The organism is Lysinibacillus sp. FSL R5-0849, from assembly GCF_038595075.1.
Lineage (GTDB): Bacteria > Bacillota > Bacilli > Bacillales_A > Planococcaceae > Lysinibacillus > Lysinibacillus fusiformis.
This window is the reverse complement of sequence record NZ_CP152004.1, coordinates 4,156,675-4,174,989: the sequence shown is the minus strand read 5'-3', so window position 1 is coordinate 4,174,989 and position 18,315 is coordinate 4,156,675. Positions and strand designations below refer to the sequence as shown.

Genomic DNA, 18,315 nt, shown 5'->3' with positions numbered 1-18,315 from the left:
ATGGAATTAGTAGCGAAGGAAATAGAAGTAAAGATAGGAAAGAAGGAAATTGTAAAAAACATCTCCATTCATGTAAACAAGCAGCAATTTGTGGGCTTAATCGGACCAAATGGATGCGGAAAGTCAACTTTACTGAAAAGTATTTATAAAAGCTTAGTGCCACAAAAAGGGATGGTTTTTTTAGATGATTTAGACGTTTTGAAAAGCCCAGAAAAGAAAATCTCACAGCATTTAGGGGTGGTAGGGCAATTCAATGAAATGCATTTTGATTTAACCGTTCAGCAAATGGTGATGTTAGGCAGAACACCTCATAAAAAAATGTTAGAGTCTGATAATCAAAATGATTTTGAAATTGTCGAAGAGGCATTAGCACGCACGAACTTACAAGCTTACAAGGGACGTAGTTTCCTTTCATTATCTGGTGGCGAAAAGCAACGGGTTATTTTAGCGAGAACAATTGCCCAGCAGCCTAAATTTATGATCTTAGATGAACCAACGAATCATCTAGATATTCGTTATCAAATTGAAATACTTTCTTGTGTGAGAAGCTTAAATATTGGAGTGTTAGCAGCACTTCATGATTTAGAAATGGCTGCACATTACTGTGATTATCTTTACGCAGTAAAAGATGGTGAGGTTTATGCGCATGGTACGCCCGAGGAAGTTTTAACACCCGAAATAATAGAAGCTTTATATCATATTAAGTGTCAAACGTTTACTAATCCAGTGACGAATGGATTAGGATTTGCATATGGACTATAGGAGGAGCAACAACATGAAGAAAAAATTATTACTAGGAATTGGTTTGGCCGCTTTATTAACGTTAACAGCTTGCGGTAATACTAGCAAAAATACTTCAGAAGAAGCACAAACAAAAGAGCATTATCCATTAACTATTGAAAACTTTACAAAGGCTGAAGGTGGTTCGACTTGGGACAAGAAAGATCAAGTATTCGATAAGGCACCTGAAAAAATTATGGCAAACACACGCCCAGCAGCAGAATTATTATTGCATTTAGGACTAGGCGATAAAATCGTTGGTGTTGGTGCAAACTTTGGTGCTGTCGATAAATCTGTGGAAGAGGAATACTCAAAATTAAATATATTAAGTGATGAATATGTAGGGAAAGAGGTTACATTAGGAACTAATCCAGATTTAGTATTTGGTCGTGGTGGCTTATTTGATAATGCTGAATGGGGAGTAGGTACAGTAGATTCACTAAACGAAATGGGTATTAAAACATTTGTTTTAGAATCATCAATCACAGGTGGCACGTATGATTCTATTTATAAAGACATCGAAAATATCGGTGAAATTTTCAATGTTCAAGACAAGGCAACTAGCTTCATTAAAGAATTAAAAGATCGACAACAAGGCATTACTTCAAAATTAGAAAGTATTAAAGAAGAAAAAACATTTGCTTATTTGCATACAAATGATCCAAAGGAACTTTTTGTATACCCAGCACATGATGAAACATTCTTTAATGACGCATTTAAAATGGTTAAGCTAGATAATATTTTCAAAGATGAAACAGGAGATGTTAGTGTGGAAACATTAATTGCATCTGATCCAGATGTGTTAATTCTTCCAAACTGGGATGGTTCTGATCTGACAAAAGTTCGTGAAGAAATCTATGCTAACCCTAAGCTTTCGAGCATGAAGGCTATTAAAAACAAACAAATCTATATTGTAGATTACAATTATATGTTTGGTTATGGCTATAATACAATAGATGGTATGGAAGCCTTAGCGAAAGAAATGTATCCGGATTTATTTAAATAAACTGTATTGGAGCTGCCCATTGGTCTATAAAAAAGACATAATAGGCAGCTTTTTTGTTCATAAACAAGGAGGAGAAATGATAGTTTTCTCCTCCTTGTTTGATTACTGTAGAAGCTGCTGTCTATTTAATGTTGTTATTTTTACATTGGTAGAGCTATTGTTCCAGCATATGGTGACAGGATGACGTTGATCAAGATAAAGTAATTGCGTTGAAAGATCTGCTCTTGTCGTTTTAATATCAATAGTATCAAGCAAGTGAGGCGATAGGTTAGGAAATAAGCCTGTTTTAAAAAGAGCCTCTTTTAATGTCCAAAGTTCATAAAAAGCATGTAGAGGCTGATGAAGGGCCTTATGGAACTCTTGTTTAGATAATGCATAGTGCATAATATCTTTATTCACTGGCTTTATTTCTTCAACATCAATGCCTACTCGCCCGTTTGTTGTTAGGGCCAGGACAATCCAATCACCAGAGTGAGAGAGATTAAAATCGCCTTCCCAGTGTTTGTGATTCGCTACAGTTGGACGACCATAAATGTCTTGAGTAATATGGCATACAGCCTTATTCATGAATGGGAGGAGCGCCCACCTGATAAGGGTGTTACCTAGCAAGGCTCTTTGGCGGTCCTGCCATTGCTTGTACTGCCTGATATTTTTTTGGACATGAAAAGGGAGCATTATAGTAAACGCATTCCATTCTTCGGAAGTTAACTGTCCCCCTAATGGGAGTGCAAAAAGCTGTATATCATTTGTGTTCATCGTATATTGACTTGTTTGGGCTCAGGAAAGTAACCTATTTCGATCCCATATTCAATCATTTGATGAATAAGTGCTGTATTTGGTACAGCACATTCAATACTTGCATTTGCTAGAAATTCAATCGTTTTTTTGCAGTTAAAGATAAATGGGGAGTCACTAGCTCCATCACCTTCTAGCTGTGCAATAGCTAAAGCTAAATATTCTTGTACTTCTATAGAATGGTCATCATGTAATAGCCAATTTGTATACTCTTGCTTTGTCATGACTTGTAAATCATAGCCAAACTCCTTTATCATGTCGATTAATTCTAAATAAGTAAGTGATACAGGATTACATAGGTGGAAGACATGTCCATTTGCTGCTGGTTGATTAGCTAGGCATACTAATGCTTGGCTAGCATAATTAATCGGTGTGAAGTCTACATGCCATTGTACGGAAGGTGTTTTACCTAAATAAAGCATAGATTTAATCATTCGGTAAAAGGCGTTATCATTGATATTTCGTTGGAATTTTCCTGTTTCAGAATGACAACTTAAATTACCTACACGATAGATAGAAATAGGAATCGCGTCATGTACAGCATTTCTTACGAGATTTTCTGCTTCCAGCTTACTTTGTGTATAGACACTACGAAGCTGCATATCGTAGTTGAAATCGCCTTTTGCCTCATCTGGTCCCCATTGAATGGCAGCGAGCTCCTCTGGAATGCCGATTGTTGATACATAATGAAAATGAATACCAGGTTTACCCTTTGCCAATTCAAGTAAATAACGGGTCCCATTTACATTAACATTATTAAAATGATCCGTTGCTCCGAAGTGACGTACATCGGCTCCACAGTGGATGATGGCATCGATTTCTTTTATTAGAACCTGTTTATCTTCGCTAGTTAAATGAAGGTTCTTCTTTCCTAAATCGCCTTGAACGACGGTTATTCGATCCTCCATATGTTTAGTCATGTTATGTCCAAAGTAAAATTGCATACTTTCCTTTAGCTTATCCTCTAAAGTGGCCTTTTCACTTGGTCGAATAAGACAATAGATATGTGCTTTTGTTGTCACTAGCAGCTCGTATAATACATGGCTTCCTAAATAACCTGTCGCACCTGTTAATAAAACCGTAGTCATCGGTAACGGCTTCACCGTTTGTGAAACTGGAAGCTTGCTAGGTTCCATCAAATCCTTATAGACAATGTTTTTTGGTGGTGTTTCCACGTCCAGATCTTCAGGCTGATAGTTGCCAATATATTGATCTAATTCAGCAATCGTTTGATATTGGAAAAAATCCTGAATCTTTAGGAACGGTATATGCTTCTTCACTTGTACAAGAATTTCAAGTACTTTTAATGAATGTCCGCCAATGTGAAAGAAGTTATCGTGAATGCCTATTGGACTGTTGCCAAGTACATACTCCCATGCATTCGCTAGTAAATGCTGCGTGTCATTTTCAGGGGCAACGTATAGATGACTCCGTGATAATGATACATCCAATGTGGCCAACTGCTTACGATCGATTTTGCCAGTAGGGGATAATGGCATTTCTAGCAATTCGATGAATCGTTCAGGTACCATATAATCTGGTAAAAGATTGTTTAAGTAGTCTCTTAAAACTTGTTCTTCTAGCTGTATACCATTTGCCGCTGTGTAGTAAGCAAATAAATGGTTTTGGCCGTCAGACATTTTCTTAGCTATGACCACAGATTCCTGAATGATAGGGTGATTGCTTAAAACGGTCTCAATTTCTCCAAGCTCAATACGGAAGCCTCTTACTTTAATTTGTGAATCTTTCCGTCCTACAAATTCAATGACACCACTAGGTAATAGGCGGACTAAATCACCTGTTCGATACATTTTTTGATCTGGTTTAAACAGATGAGGAACAAAGGCCTCTGCTGTTTTTTCAGGTTGATGTAAATATCCTGCTGCTAGGCCAGCTCCTGCAATACATAATTCGCCTGTTACATGAACTGGGCAAAGCTGTTCATCCTTATTCACCACATACATCTCATAATTGGCAATTGGTCTGCCAATAGGAATACTTGATTGCATGTCTGTTAACTGACTTTTTATCTTGAAGTAGGAGGTTAAAACTGTACATTCAGTTGGTCCATAGACATTAATAATTTCTGTAGAATAACCGAATTTTTCTTGCCATTTTTGGACAATAGCAGGCAATAGGGCTTCGCCGCCAACCGATAGATATTGTAGCGTCATCAACTTGTCCCGATAATCTATAGGTAAATGTGTGGCTAGTTGTGTAAAGAAAGCGTTCGGTACAGTTGCAGTTGTTACTTGCTCTCGTGCAATCATATCGGCAAATGCTTCTATTGAAAGACGCTCAATACTTGCGAGCATATGGAGTCTTGCACCAGAAAAGAAAGCGGTAAAAGTCTCTGTTACAGAGGGATCAAAACTGTAAGAAATAAACTGAGAAAATACATCTTCTTCAGTCGAATGGTAAATTCTTTGATTATCTGTTATTAGGTTAATAACGGCTGTATGTTTAAGCAAAACACCCTTAGGTTTACCAGTAGAACCAGATGTATAAATAATATAGGCTAAATCGGATGGAAGTAGGTTACATGGTAAATCCTCTTGTGAAAGGCCACTCTCCATTTGATTGATTGTTAGCACTGTGCGTGATTGGAACTCATTATGTATTAGGTCATTCAGTAAGTCATTATATTCGTTTTTCGTTATGATAAATGGTGCACCAGTATCATGTAAGAGATATTGGCAACGTTCTTTTGGATAACTCGGATCAATAGGAACATAAACACCACCAGCTTTTAGCACGCCTAACAAACTGATGATAGTTTCCTTGCTACGGTCCATAATAATTGCCACATAGTCACCTTTTTGTAGACCATTGGCGATTAGAATATGTGCAACTTGATTAGATTTTTGATTTAACTGACGATAGGTCATCTTGCCATCTTCATAGGAAAGAGCGATACGGTCTGCAAACTGTTGTGCTACTTGATAAAATACTTGCGGTATCGTGATATTTTTATCATAGTCAGCCATTGTACGATTTAATGTTTGATAGGCTAAAGTATCCTCTTCATTTAATAGCTTTGTATGATTGGATAGTAGCGTATCTTGTTTAGAAAAATGCTTTTTAAACTGTGATGTAGGACAATCAAATTCTCGTTTATTATTCAATCATTACAACTCCTATTTTAGAAAAGGGCAGTCACTTATGTAGGAATTTTTAAGTCCTTTAGCTCCAGCAGAAAGTATTCTGTAGAAGCTAAGGGACCAAAAACACCGTATAAGGGCAGCCCTTTCTCTTTTTATTTCACTACAAAGGTATTGACAACATTCAATAATTCTTCAGATAACTCGGATAGTACTTGAGCTTCCTCAGACACTCGCTGTACTGTATTTAGCTGAGAGGCAGAAGTTGCAGCTACTGCTCTTGTACTTTCTTTAGAGTTGATGGAGAAGTCCTCCATATCTTTAACTGCGGAAGTCACTTGTTCCATGCCAGCCGCCATTTCTTCAATAGTTGCGGACAGCTCTTGTATTTGTCCAGTTACATGATGAATAGATGTTAATATTTGACTAAATGATTGTTCTGAATCGTTTATCATGACAATACCATGATCGACTTCCTCTACCGCACGAACCATGACATTCACAGATTCATTTGTATCGTGCTGAATATGAGAAATAAGCGTGGAAATTTCTCGGGCTGAGGCCTCAGACTGTTCGGCTAGCTTACGTACTTCATCAGCTACAACGGCAAAGCCACTGCCAGCTTCTCCTGCACGGGCAGCTTCAATAGCTGCATTTAAGGCTAGGAGATTTGTTTGAGAGGCAATTCCGGTAATAATGCCGACAATTTCTTCAATTTTATTAGAATGATCGCCAAGCAATTTAACAGATGCTGCTGATTGATTGACTGCCTGACTAATCGCATTCATTTGAGCGACAGACTTATTAGTTGATTCATTCCCTCTTTCAGCTTCCTCAGATGCTAAGATAGAAGATTCTGAAATCTGATTGGATGTCATAGCAATACGTTGAATTCCAATACTCATTTCTTCTATTGTAATGGTACTTTCATTGGCTCTTTGAACTTGAAGATCAGCTGCACTCGCAATTTCTTGCATAGAAGATGTCACATTATTATAGGAATCAGAAGTTTCCTGCATGTTCGTAGACAAAATATTGGCTGTGTTTGAAACACGTGCAGATACATTTGTTGTACTCTTAATAACAGTTTTTAAATTTTCAATCATCAAATTAAAGTTTTGCGTAAGCGTTCCTACTTCATCCGTTGAAGTAACTGGTAGAGGATCGAGCTCTAAATTACCTTCTGCTACTTTTTTAGACTGTAGGGAAAGCTGTTGAATCGGTGTTAATTTTTTTCTTAAAAGAGTATACACAGCAATGGATGAACCAATTAAGAAAATAACCGTTACTACCAATGTCCAAAGTGCCTCTGACATAGCCTTGCCAGTTACCATCGAAACGTCATAATCAATAGCATATGCAGCTAGCATAGTTCCATCATCATCTAAAATTGGTGTAAGGCCAGTTTTATAGCTACCAAACTCATCACTATAGATATCTGTAGCTGTAGCTTCTTTTGTCTCAAAAACTTCTTTAATTCTCGCTAGGAAATCAGGTGATAAACCCATAGCAATCATGTCCTGATTATACTCAGCACCTAGTTCAAGTATACTAGAAGATAGGACAGGTGCATTAATATTTTCACCATCAACTGTAATTAAAAAGAGATTGGTAATGCTATCTGAATAATCATTAATAGCATCCATTTCCTTCGTCAGTCGAATTGCATCAGAGTTACTATCTGAAGGATTATCTAAGATTGATTTCAATGTGTTCACATCAATTGTTTTGGCTAAGATCATACCTTTGTCATCAAGCGATTGATTCATATCTGTTAAATTACTATTTCTTACTATATAATAAGAAAGCCCTAAAGTAACTAACCCAAACAGTAATAAAATACTTACCATTATAACGGTTATTTTTTTACTAATGGACATATGCTGCTTCTTACGTTTTTTCATGCTTTTCCTCCTAATTATATTATACCGATTATTTCATGTTAAGGATGAGAAATGGGTATTGTTATCGATGAAATAAAAGCTAATTCAATGTAAAGTCTAGATGTCATTCATAGAATTCCAGATGCATTCTCAATAAATATGTACCAGTGAAAAATAATCTAATTATCCCCTAACAATAAACTACTATACTGCCAAAAAAAATGATTCACAACCCAGAAAACTTACTATTTGCAGTGTAGATTTAAATAGGTAAACGAAGATATTTAGTGTTATAGTCTATATATTTTATAGCTTAGACAATATTTTTATGAAAATTCAAAGGGTAAATAATATAAAAAACAAGTATGCTCAAAACTGAGTCAATTTTAGTTTAATTAAAATTTGGCTAAAATCTTATTTTTTTATTTCTCTTTAAGTCTTTTTACCTATTAAGGAATGTCATTTCTTCTAGAAAATGCTATTGCCGTTCTTTGTTATTATTATGGAAATAAAATATAAATATGTAAAAAAAGGCTTTTCTTTATTCGTAAAAGAACAAAGAGAAAGCCTTTTATTTTTTATGGCTGTCTAGGGTTGCCGATAATACCTGGCAAGATGTTTGGGAGTCCCGGCAATAATGGAGGTGGGAAGCCCGGGAATTGTCCCCCAGGAAACGGCGGATATGGCCTTGGTGGTTGTGGTGGATAAGGCTGCGGAGGATATGGTCTTGGTGGTTGTGGTGGGTAAGGCTGCGGAGGATATGGTCTCGGTGGTTGTGGCGGATAAGGCTGTGGCGGATAGGGTCTTGGTGGGTACGGTTGCGGCGGATAAGGTGGTGGATAGGGTGGTGGATAGGGCGGTGGATAGGAGTTGCCAGGAGGTGTTCCTGTACCAGCAGCCGTTATTTGGCTAACATCAACAGTCACCAATTGACCGTTATCTAATTGGATTTCGGCTGTTCTTCCTCCTGTTCCAAATGTTCGAATCAATGTACCTGAATAAGTCCCAGTAGGTAGTGTCACCCATATTTTCATACCTGGACGGAATTGACTGTTAAAATCTTCAGGAGCCAATCTAGGATAAACCAATGAAACACACCTTTCTTCATTTTTCTTTAACATATGCCTACCTACTGTGAATGTTATAGGCTATAGGCTAATTGATAATGAAGTGTGAGATTGTTATAAAATATAACAATTTTCATTATAATAGGGGAAAAGAGCTAAAGGATGTTTAGTAAATGGCAATCATAAAAATAAAAAAAATCAAACTAAAAAATTTACGGAATGTACGACATGGTGAGGTTACTTTAGCAGTTAGCTTCGAGAGCTTTTTACAAGCAAATGTGGTTGGACTTTACGGACAAAATGGCTCTGGGAAGACAACCATTGTAGATGCATTTGGTTTATTGAAGACCCTTATTTCAGGTTGGCTTGCTGAAGTGAAGCTACCCCCGCAAGAAAAGCGGTTAATTTTAGCGGGTGAGGATACAGCCAGTCTCGATTTTGAATTTTTAGTTGAGAATCAATTTGGTACGTTCTTTGTCCATTATTATGTGGAGCTGCAGGAGGATCAGCATCGGCTCTATACAACACTGGAACGACTGACGTATAGAGAAAATGACAAGGGAAAACGGTCAAAGGTGTTAATGGCTATGACAGAGAAAGGTATCCAAATACGTAACTCAAATTTGCCTGATATGAGTGAACAAGCACGTATTCAATTGCTTGTTATTCAGCAATTAGCAAGAAAGGAATATAGATCTTTTCTTTTCCATAAGGATTTGAAGCCATTATTACAGGAACGGTTGACCGAACAAGAGATTCAGCTAATCAAAAATATAGCCGTTGATTTTAATCGAGATTTACATGTAGTGAATAACCAAAATATTGCCCCGTTATTTGAAGAACGGATTATGCCATTTAGTATCCATTTAGAGAAAACAAGAGGGCAAATTCCATATGACTTAAAGGGTCCTGCCTTATTGCCTGAGGATGAATTCTATGCTTTATGTGAAGTGATTGAACAGAGTAACCGAGTGCTAGATGCTATTATTCCAGGTCTGACTATTAAGATCAATATTATTACAAAGCAGACAATGGATGATGGGGGACAAGGCATCCGTTTTGAATTTTTATCGCAGCGTGGAGAGCAAGAATTACCCTTGCGAACAGAGTCAGAAGGGATATTGAAGATCATTTCGATTCTTAGTGTATTGATTGCCGTATATAACAATCCAAACGCTTGTGTCGTTATTGATGAATTAGATTCAGGCGTTTTTGAATATTTGCTAGGTGAGTTGTTAACAGTGATAGATGAGGATGGAAAAGGACAGCTTGTTTTCACATCCCATAATCTACGAGTGTTAGAGGTGCTAGCTATTAAAAATTTATGGTTCACGACAACGAATGAAAATCACCGTTATATGCAGCTAAAGGGTATTAAAGAAATAAATAATGCTAGAGATGTCTACTTGAGAGCTATTCAGCTTGGTGGACAGGATGAAGAGGTTTATAAAGAGACCAAAACATTTAAAATTAAACGTGCTTTTCGTAAAGCAGGTGTGCAGCATGACTAAAAAGGTACTTTTAATCATTGTTGAGGGGCAGACAGAGCAAATTATTTTAGAGGATTATTTGGATACTTACTTCGCGGATACAACGATACGTTTTGATGTCCAGCGTGAGGATGTATTGACAAAATGGGATGCCCATAAACGCATTCCCAATATAAAAAACAGTGTTATCCGTGTAATCCAGAGTTATTTAGATAAATATAAATTTTTAGCGAAGGATTTAACTGCTGTTATTCATATAACAGATGCAGACGGTTGTTTTATTGCACCAGAATGCGTCAAGGTCGATGAGAATATCGAGCAAAAATTGTTTTATACAGAGGATGCCATTTTAGTGAAGTCCGATAAGCGTAAAGAGCAAATTGAACAGCGCAATGAGATGAAGGCGAGGAATGCCAGAATCTTAATTGCGAATGACCATTTTAGTATTAATCGCTTGAAAGTGCCTTATCAATTATTTTATTTCTCTACAAACTTAGAACATGTACTATGGGATGAACGTAATGAAATCCCAACGGAGAAAATCCACAAGGCAGATGAGTTTATAGAAAATTTGTCTGGTACGATCGAAGAATATTTAAAGGCTTATTTGCCAGTCGATGCTGAACTACCCTATAGGGAAAAAATGAAAAAAAGCTGGTCGTTTTTAATGGAAGGAAGCCATTCATTACAGCGAGGAACGAATGTACCTCTTTTATTTGAAATGATAAAAACAAATGTACAATAAAACAGGTGACGTATGTTGTTTCGTCACCTGTTTTTGTTTTGTACCTTTTAATGCGTTTGTTCATAGCTACGAATATGAGCTAAAATGGCTGGGTCTTTCATTTTAGTATCTTCACTTAGCATTAAAAGCTTTGACATAATTTCAGCTGTTCGTGGATCATCATCCACCATAGGTAAGAATATGCGTCCACGATGCTGAGATGGGACTGCGACAATTGGTATCATCGAACCACCGACTTGATGGGCCACGCCGCTGCCTAAATGCACGGAATAGCTTGCTAATTTACCTTCAATAAGGACATGTTGTTTCTTCACTTCTACGTTGGAAAGCTTTAATAATTTTGCCAATTCCTCAACAATAATAGTCCGCATTTCAACAGTAGAATGACTGGCCTCAGGGTCGACACCACCAACATGGGCAACGCTGACAACGAGGTCCATATCCCGCATAACCTCAGAGAAGATTGCAGTTGGAATATCATCTAAGACGATATCTTTTCCTGTTAAACGATCGTAGAAATAAACACCTTCGACTGCAGGTGCTTCGATTTCTGCTGGAGTAAACCAGTCTGCCTGCGCATACAAGGATGCCACAATATTTTCTTTGTAATACACCTTACGAGGTCCAGTTTCATAACTAATTTGCCAGCCTCGTGTTTTTAGCAAGGCTACTGTTTGAGATGGATTGACTTGATGTCCCGCATAACGCAATGATTGTTTTAAACCTTTTTCGTCTGCATTTATAAGATATAGCTCACGGAACACTTGTTTAAATGGCTGTTGTATTTTGTGTTCGAACATATAGGCCTGCCATTGTCTCCATTGACCACTTTCAAGAAGATGGTAAGGGTGAGCAATCATTAAGGGTGTTGTCGGAGCAAGATTCACGACATTACCTGATAGTACCTGTAAACCCTCTGGTGTTATCATCCCAACATGCTCGCCGCTAATAAAGACAAGCTTTTGTAAAAGCGGGGCTAGAATCGGGTGAGCTAACAAATTAATTAGCTCTTCCGCTGAAAACTTGGTTTCTAATGTCATTGCCTGCTCTAGTGCTGGACGTGCACGTTTATATTGTTCTTGTAAATCTTTACGAGCTTCTTGAAGAGTAACAACGTCAGCATGCTTTTTTAAAGCAGCAGGTATGTTTTTTAGACGTTTACCATCTTTTTCAACGATTATTGTAATAGCGGCATCTTCTTCAATTTGTAAATGCGCTGTTATTTGTTCGATAGGCTGTGCTTTAAATAAATGCTGAATATCGTTAAAGGCTGATAATTCCATTCGCCATATGAAGCGAGTAGCTTCTCCGTCCCCAGCGTTGCGGGCTAAATTTTCTAGTGCAATACTAGCTGCTCGTGATTCACTTGCCCTACGTTGAGCTCCAAATTGTTTACTTTCCTTTAAAAACTGTTGAATAAATTGGTAACGATGTAGAGCATCTTTGTCATCTGTTGTTTTTAACGGAATAAGTCCAAGTGCACGCAGTTTATCTTTATTGCGCTTTTCCTGAATTTCTTTCATTAATGGCTTTGGACTAAGTGTGCCAATGGCTGTATCTGCATAAAGCTGAGCACGACGGTGGTTGGCTCCTTCTGAAGCGTATTTCGCCGCATCATATACAAGTTTAAACTTCTTAGAGCCCAGTGTTTGATAAGCACTTTGGAACCATGCTAAATCAAAGGCGCCATCACGAAAATCTTCTGCCGTTATACTGGAGAAGAGGGCAATTTGATCTTTGGCAAAGTCTGATAAAGAATCTGTAGTATGGGCAATAAAATACCAAGCAGATTCCTTTAGTCCTTCCCAGCCAATCACCTCGCTGACAAGGTCAATCCAATGCTGGTTATACATCATAGCTTCAATTAAACGCTCTTTAGAAATCTCTGTTTTTTGCCATGCTTCTTTTAACTGCTGTGCGGTTTCTTCTTTTTGAGGATAGCAGCTAGTTAAAAGGCGAGAGAAGACATCTTTTTTCGTCTCTGCCTGCCATATATAACCTCGTGAAAGCTTTTCACCATCAAGTGCCTGTAAAATTTGCAGGAAATAATCGATTCCTTCAAAGTAAGAAATGCTACTAGCAAGCTTGGTAACAGCTGTCGGAGTATCGCCACGCTTTAGCTCGATAGCTAAGATGCGATCGATCGCTTGATTACGAATGGCAAGGAAATCAGCTAAGTCTTCAAAAGATTGATAGCGATCCAACAGTTTACTTGGTTCAGTAAATATTTCTGAGGCAAGAGTGTTCGTAAAAATAGCTTCATATAAATGGTTTTGCGTCAATAAGCCAACTTTAAATGCATCTAAATATTGGAATAATGATAGATCGTAGAGACTTGGGCTATAATTTTCTTTTTGCATACGCTTTGTCAGCTCTTCGTTAATGGCAAGCATTTTAGCATAGCCTTCATAAGTTGCGTAATTAGATAGTCGATCGACAAATGCCTCAATAATATCTAAGTCGATAATTGTAGAGGTAGATTGATAGTAGTAATAACCTTTATCTCTTACATCCACTCGCCACTGATCAGCAGGGATTTGATGTAATAGCTGAAGCACGATACCGGTTGCCTGTTCAAAGCTATTAAATGCTGGTGCATGTCGTTCAAGTAATGAAACTGCTTCTTTATGCAACAATGTCTCTCCTGAAATATTTTTGATATCTTGCGACAAAACTGAAAAGATTTGCTGAAGCGTATAGTGATATTTCAAGGAGTTAAATTGGGCAACATATTTTTTCATTTCCTCATATTGAAAGAAAGGTTTTATAAGAATATGGGCTGCTTCAGAAAGGTCATGAGTAGCAGGGTATTCTGATAGATGATTATAAAAGTTAAAATAAGCTAAGTCTTCACCGCTAAAAGATGATGATTTAATCCATTGAACAATGGCCTCTGGTATAGGATAAACATCTAAACTGGCATTTCGCTGACTGTCTGTTTTAGAGGCCAAGATACTGTATTTTTGCCCTAAAGTAGTCAACATTTTAGTGTCATTCCATTGATATGTTTCATATTCAAAATTAGCATATTCATCAAGTATTTGAATAAGTTGTTCTAGCTTCGAGAGAAGCTTATCTAAATCATATTGAAAGAATTTTTCAATAGGTGTAGGTGTTTGTACATATAAAGGTACAAGCTGTTGCCAAGGTTCCTCACCATTCATTTTGATCGCGCTATTGGCAATGCGATCGTATGGAATAGGAGCATGTGGTGTATATAAACCAAAGCCATTGCTTTCGTTATATTCGGGTACATCTCTTGCTACTAATTGTTCTAATAGTACTTGTTCATTTTTTGTTATCTTTGGTAATAGGGAGCATAATTTCGTAATTTGCTCGCTCGCTAAATTGTAGTCCTTAGATGCCTCTAACAATAATTCAAGACCACCAAGCCTCTTTAGCTGCTTACTGTCTTTTATTAATCGTTCAGCACTTTCCAATATATGATCCTGTGGTTGAATTTTCAAGAGTGAAATAGCTTCTTTCCGCAGAGCCCCAGATTTATTGGCTAAAAGATCCTCGATTTTTGTTATTTCTTCTTTGGTTGGTGTCAATGCATGTATTTTCTTTAATGCAAGGGAACGATTGATAGAGCTTCGATCTCGTAATGAATTGAATAGAAATTCACGCTGTCCTTGTGTGATTGGATCCAGACAATAAATATTCAATAAGCCGATCCTACTTGATGGTGGATAAGCATCTGCATGCGCGATGATTCGTTGGAATAACTCTTCATCTTGTAGATAATACGCAAGTACAATTTGTGTTGAAATTAAGTCTTCGAATGACAAGTGAACAAAGACAAAAGATAGAGGCTTGCCTGTAATGGATAACCCATCTTTGGTCATTTCATTTTTTGCCCATTCAAGCTGTTCAAATAATGCATATTCTATGCCCTGTAGCTGTGTATTGTCTTTCATGAAGCTTTGAAGTGTTTTATCCCATTCATTATCTCTTGCATATTCACTATTGATATAGTGGTTGGCATGAAGGAAATTATCCCATGCAAATGCAAAAATTTCGATATCCTTCGTTGTTACAATTAATTCCTTCACGAAAGGCGCTGTAAAGGATATTTTTGATAGGTTTTTCAAAAAAGCTAATGTTGTAAGCTGAATATGCTTGTCTCGCTGTAAGAGATCGGCCAACAGCACATCTAGCTCCGTATAATCTTTTGTCGAAGTCGCCCATAATGCAACGTAAATATCAATGGTCCGTTCACTTTTTAGCAACTGTTCAGTGAAATGGTCGTCTTCCATCGCTTGGATGGCTAAGGACAAAACTTCCTCCGTTATTTTTTGATTTTCGAAGCTACTATAGCCAAGCCCCATCCATGTATCGACCGCTCGTATAACAGAGGAGAACCTTGTTAGTTGATGTTCCTGAATAAGTTTCATCATGTAGAGCTGTGCATCAAGATTCCCGTGGTCAATATTTTCTACAATTGCTTGTCGAAGCCCTTCTTGACGTGCAGCCGCTACTAATAATTTTCCAAGCGCTTCATGCATCCGACTATTGCTTGATTTAAAAATGCCACGAATGAGTGGATGACCGAAAAAGTTACTGCGGTGCTCATCAAATAAAATACTCTCTACTTTATCTTCAATGAATGGATTTTCTAAGGATAATTCTTCAGCAAGCAATTGCTCAAAGACATGAAAGCCCATTACTTTTTCATTTTCGTTTTTCAATACATAGGAGCTATAGTTCGGGTAGGTACCATGCTCATATTGGCTATGGTGAGCTAGTAAATCCTCCAGACTAATTTCTTCAAATGTCAGCATTTCTTCTATTAATTGTAGACATTGAAAAAGATGATCTTGTACGGACTGTGCTGAACGAAATGATCGACGTAACATATCAGTTTGGAACATCGTAGCATCAAAACGTAAAGCTAGTTTCTTAATGTGGAGCGCGCGTTCCTGTGAAGAAAATAATATAAGCACTTCTAATAATTGTCCGCTAAACAGCTCCTCTAGTGATTGAACATGCTGTTCTGTAATAAGCTTTTCAATATCGTAATCACGATTGTCCATATATTTTAATAATGCGGCTGCTAATGGCTGTATTGTTGACGGTGCCGTGTCAACTATACTTTGAAAATGTGTTTTTTGTTCATGTGATAGTGTCATGAGACATTCCTCCTTACCAAATTCGTCCTGCAAGCATGGTTAATCTAATAAATGTAAAAACATCTTCTTCCTGTACAGTTAGTGGCGAGTTAAGCGAATCTAGAGACTCCTCATTGTGAAGTACTAAGAAAAGCTCATCTTGAAAAGCTTGAAGCATTGTAGAGACAGCTTGGTCTACTGGCTGGAATGAATCACTTTTTTTCTCTCCAAAATGGACTTTGCCATGCTGAGCCGCATCATCTAATTGCTGATCGGTTAAATAGAGATGGAGTGGCGTATCAACCATTTTCTCGTTATATTGTTGTACCTGTTGTGTGACAAGTTTAATAAGTAAATCTTGTAAATTTATGACAGGTTCTTCAATGAAAAATGGAATCTGTTGAAGCTTACGTGATTTCTTACCGATTACTTTTTGTTGGTAAAATAAACGCAATCTAACACCTCCTTACAATAATTTCATTATACAAGAGTGATAACTATGAAAAGAATAAGGCATCCGACGCTAGTTGCATAATTATTTTTGGGAAATGTGTAACAAAAAATAGCATGTTACGGATTATTAGTAAGGTAGAAAGAGGGGGTAGGCTTGCTTAAAGATCTGTTGAAAATAGAACGTTTGTACGATTATTTTTATAGGGGTATGTATCAATTTGCGCTCTATAATATAAATACTATGGAAAGCAGAGGATATTACACAAGAAAATTTTTTAGGCTACTTCTACTATATAGAGAGTAATAGAAAGTGAACGCTTGTGTGGAAAATATAACGAAATGATGATGCTAAAACTATTATAAAGGATCTTTTATTCGCCAAATCTATAAAGCTAGAAGATTAGAAAATAAACCACGGTAACATCCTTTGCTACTTTGATGAATGGATTTTTATGTGGTTTCTAGAAAGACATTATTTCTTTTCTTATCTCATAAACTTTATAGGTATGATTTATCAAGCTAGAAGGAGGCAAGATCATTCAAATACATGTTGTACGGGCTGGCGAGTCTTTATGGGGTATTGCGCAGGCGTATGGGACTACGGTTCAAAGTATTGTAGATGCCAATCAAATTCCAGACCCAAATCGTTTAGTTGTGGGGCAAGCTCTTGTGATACCTATTGTTGGTAGCTTTTATTATGTACAGCCAGGAGATAGTTTATGGTCAATTGGACAACGCTTCGGTATTAACTATGTAACACTTGCGCAAGTCAACGGTATTAACCCAAATCAACCATTAGCTGTTGGGATGAGATTATATATTCCGCAACCACCAAAAACAAGAGCAGAAACATTAGCATACTTAGAGCCAAGAGGTACTTCGGTTAGTGAGGTACTTTTAAATCAAGCTAGGGAAGCGGGTCCCTATTTAACATATTTAGCTTTATTTAGCTATGAAGCCAGACGGGATGGCACCTTACGGATACCGCCTAGTCAAGGTGTAACTCAAATTGCGGATGATACTGGGGCTTCATTGGCAATGGTCGTTACGAATCTGGAGAATTTCAGTTTTAGTGGAGATCTGGCGAGAGATATTTTTCAAAGTACAGCTGTTCAGGATTTACTCTTTGATAATATTCTTGCGGAGGCTAGAAAGCTAGAGGACGTTAAGGATATCCATTTTGATTTTGAAAATTTACCAGGTGATCAACGAGAAGCCTATAACAATTTTTTAAGAAGAGCGGTGGAGAAATTCCATGCTCAAGGATACACGGTATCTACTGCTTTAGCTCCAAAAACAAGTGCAAGTGATCGAGGTCCATGGACTGCGGGGCATGATTATAGGGCACATGGTGAGATAGTGGACTTTGTTTTATTAATGGCCTATGAATGGGGTTATTCTGCGGGACCCCCAATGGCCGTTTCCCCACTTCCTGAAGTGGAGGCCGTTGTCAAGTATGCAGTGAGTGAAATACCTGCCAGCAAAATTATGCTAGGACAAAATTTATATGGTTATGATTGGACATTACCATTTGTTCAAGGGGGCCCATTTGCTGAAGCATTGAGTCCTCAACGAGCTATTGAGATTGCCAAACGTTATAATGCGGCAATTCAATATGATTGGAGAGCACAAGCTCCGTTTTTTGAATACTATGATGAACAGGGTAGAGCGCATATTGTATGGTTTGAAGATGCAAGATCCATTCAAGCTAAATTTAATCTAGTCAAACAATATAATCTTCGTGGCATTGGCTATTGGAAATTAGGATTATCTTTCCCTCAAAATTGGGTATTAATTGGTGCTAATTTTGATGTGGTGAAGAAATGAAACGAGGCAGAAGAATAGGGTTTACCCATTGTATTTTCTTTTGATTTGGAAATTATA

General features: G+C 37.4%; 11 protein-coding genes. 5 read left to right on the top strand and 6 right to left on the bottom strand.

The window, feature by feature from the left end; all coding sequences use genetic code 11:
* Entirely contained in the window at positions 1 to 762 is a 762-nt protein-coding gene (locus MKY80_RS20635) for an ABC transporter ATP-binding protein (RefSeq protein WP_089987153.1), read from the top strand.
* A 13-nt stretch (positions 763 to 775) separates the two neighbouring features.
* Positions 776 to 1,786, top strand: coding sequence for an ABC transporter substrate-binding protein (locus MKY80_RS20630; RefSeq protein ID WP_090003192.1), 1,011 nt, complete (start codon positions 776 to 778; stop codon positions 1,784 to 1,786).
* A gap of 102 nt (positions 1,787 to 1,888) precedes the next feature.
* Here the strand turns inward: MKY80_RS20630 and MKY80_RS20625 are convergent, their stop codons facing one another.
* The 4 genes from MKY80_RS20625 to MKY80_RS20610 form a co-directional block, all read right to left on the bottom strand.
* On the bottom strand, positions 1,889 to 2,353 hold the full coding sequence (locus MKY80_RS20625) for a 4'-phosphopantetheinyl transferase superfamily protein (protein WP_342531000.1): 465 nt from the start codon (positions 2,351 to 2,353) through the stop codon (positions 1,889 to 1,891).
* Between the two features lie 185 nt (positions 2,354 to 2,538).
* The gene (locus MKY80_RS20620) at positions 2,539 to 5,706 is read right to left on the bottom strand and encodes an amino acid adenylation domain-containing protein (RefSeq protein ID WP_342530998.1); all 3,168 of its coding nucleotides are present in this window, start codon (positions 5,704 to 5,706) and stop codon (positions 2,539 to 2,541) included.
* 131 nt (positions 5,707 to 5,837) lie between these two features.
* Positions 5,838 to 7,586 carry a HAMP domain-containing methyl-accepting chemotaxis protein gene (locus tag MKY80_RS20615; RefSeq protein WP_008176967.1) on the bottom strand — a complete coding sequence of 583 codons (1,749 nt, stop codon included), beginning with the start codon at positions 7,584 to 7,586 and terminating at the stop codon, positions 5,838 to 5,840.
* Between the two features lie 557 nt (positions 7,587 to 8,143).
* Complete coding sequence (locus MKY80_RS20610; protein ID WP_237068913.1) at positions 8,144 to 8,686, bottom strand: hypothetical protein; 543 nt, start codon at positions 8,684 to 8,686, stop codon at positions 8,144 to 8,146.
* A gap of 119 nt (positions 8,687 to 8,805) precedes the next feature.
* On the opposite strand from MKY80_RS20610, the gene MKY80_RS20605 reads away from it, so the two are divergent.
* Together MKY80_RS20605 and MKY80_RS20600 are read left to right on the top strand one after the other, a co-directional pair.
* Positions 8,806 to 10,143 carry an AAA family ATPase gene (locus tag MKY80_RS20605; protein ID WP_342530995.1) on the top strand — a complete coding sequence of 446 codons (1,338 nt, stop codon included), beginning with the start codon at positions 8,806 to 8,808 and terminating at the stop codon, positions 10,141 to 10,143.
* Positions 10,136 to 10,867, top strand: a complete 732-nt coding sequence (locus MKY80_RS20600; protein WP_008176961.1) for a hypothetical protein — start codon at positions 10,136 to 10,138, stop codon at positions 10,865 to 10,867. The genes MKY80_RS20605 and MKY80_RS20600 overlap by 8 nt, the downstream gene beginning before the upstream one ends.
* A 47-nt stretch (positions 10,868 to 10,914) precedes the next feature.
* Here MKY80_RS20600 and MKY80_RS20595 read toward each other — a convergent pair whose 3' ends face one another.
* Together MKY80_RS20595 and MKY80_RS20590 are read right to left on the bottom strand one after the other, a co-directional pair.
* The gene (locus MKY80_RS20595; RefSeq protein ID WP_342530992.1) at positions 10,915 to 15,999 is read right to left on the bottom strand and encodes a DUF4132 domain-containing protein; all 5,085 of its coding nucleotides are present in this window, start codon (positions 15,997 to 15,999) and stop codon (positions 10,915 to 10,917) included.
* Positions 16,000 to 16,012: 13 nt separating this feature from the next.
* A complete protein-coding gene (locus MKY80_RS20590) occupies positions 16,013 to 16,432 on the bottom strand; it encodes a hypothetical protein (protein WP_342530990.1) in 420 nt (139 codons plus the stop codon).
* A 536-nt stretch (positions 16,433 to 16,968) separates the two neighbouring features.
* Between MKY80_RS20590 and MKY80_RS20585 the strand changes: the two genes are divergently transcribed.
* Entirely contained in the window at positions 16,969 to 18,258 is a 1,290-nt protein-coding gene (locus tag MKY80_RS20585) for a glycoside hydrolase family 18 protein (RefSeq protein WP_342533082.1), read from the top strand.
* Positions 18,259 to 18,315: the final 57 nt, after the last annotated feature.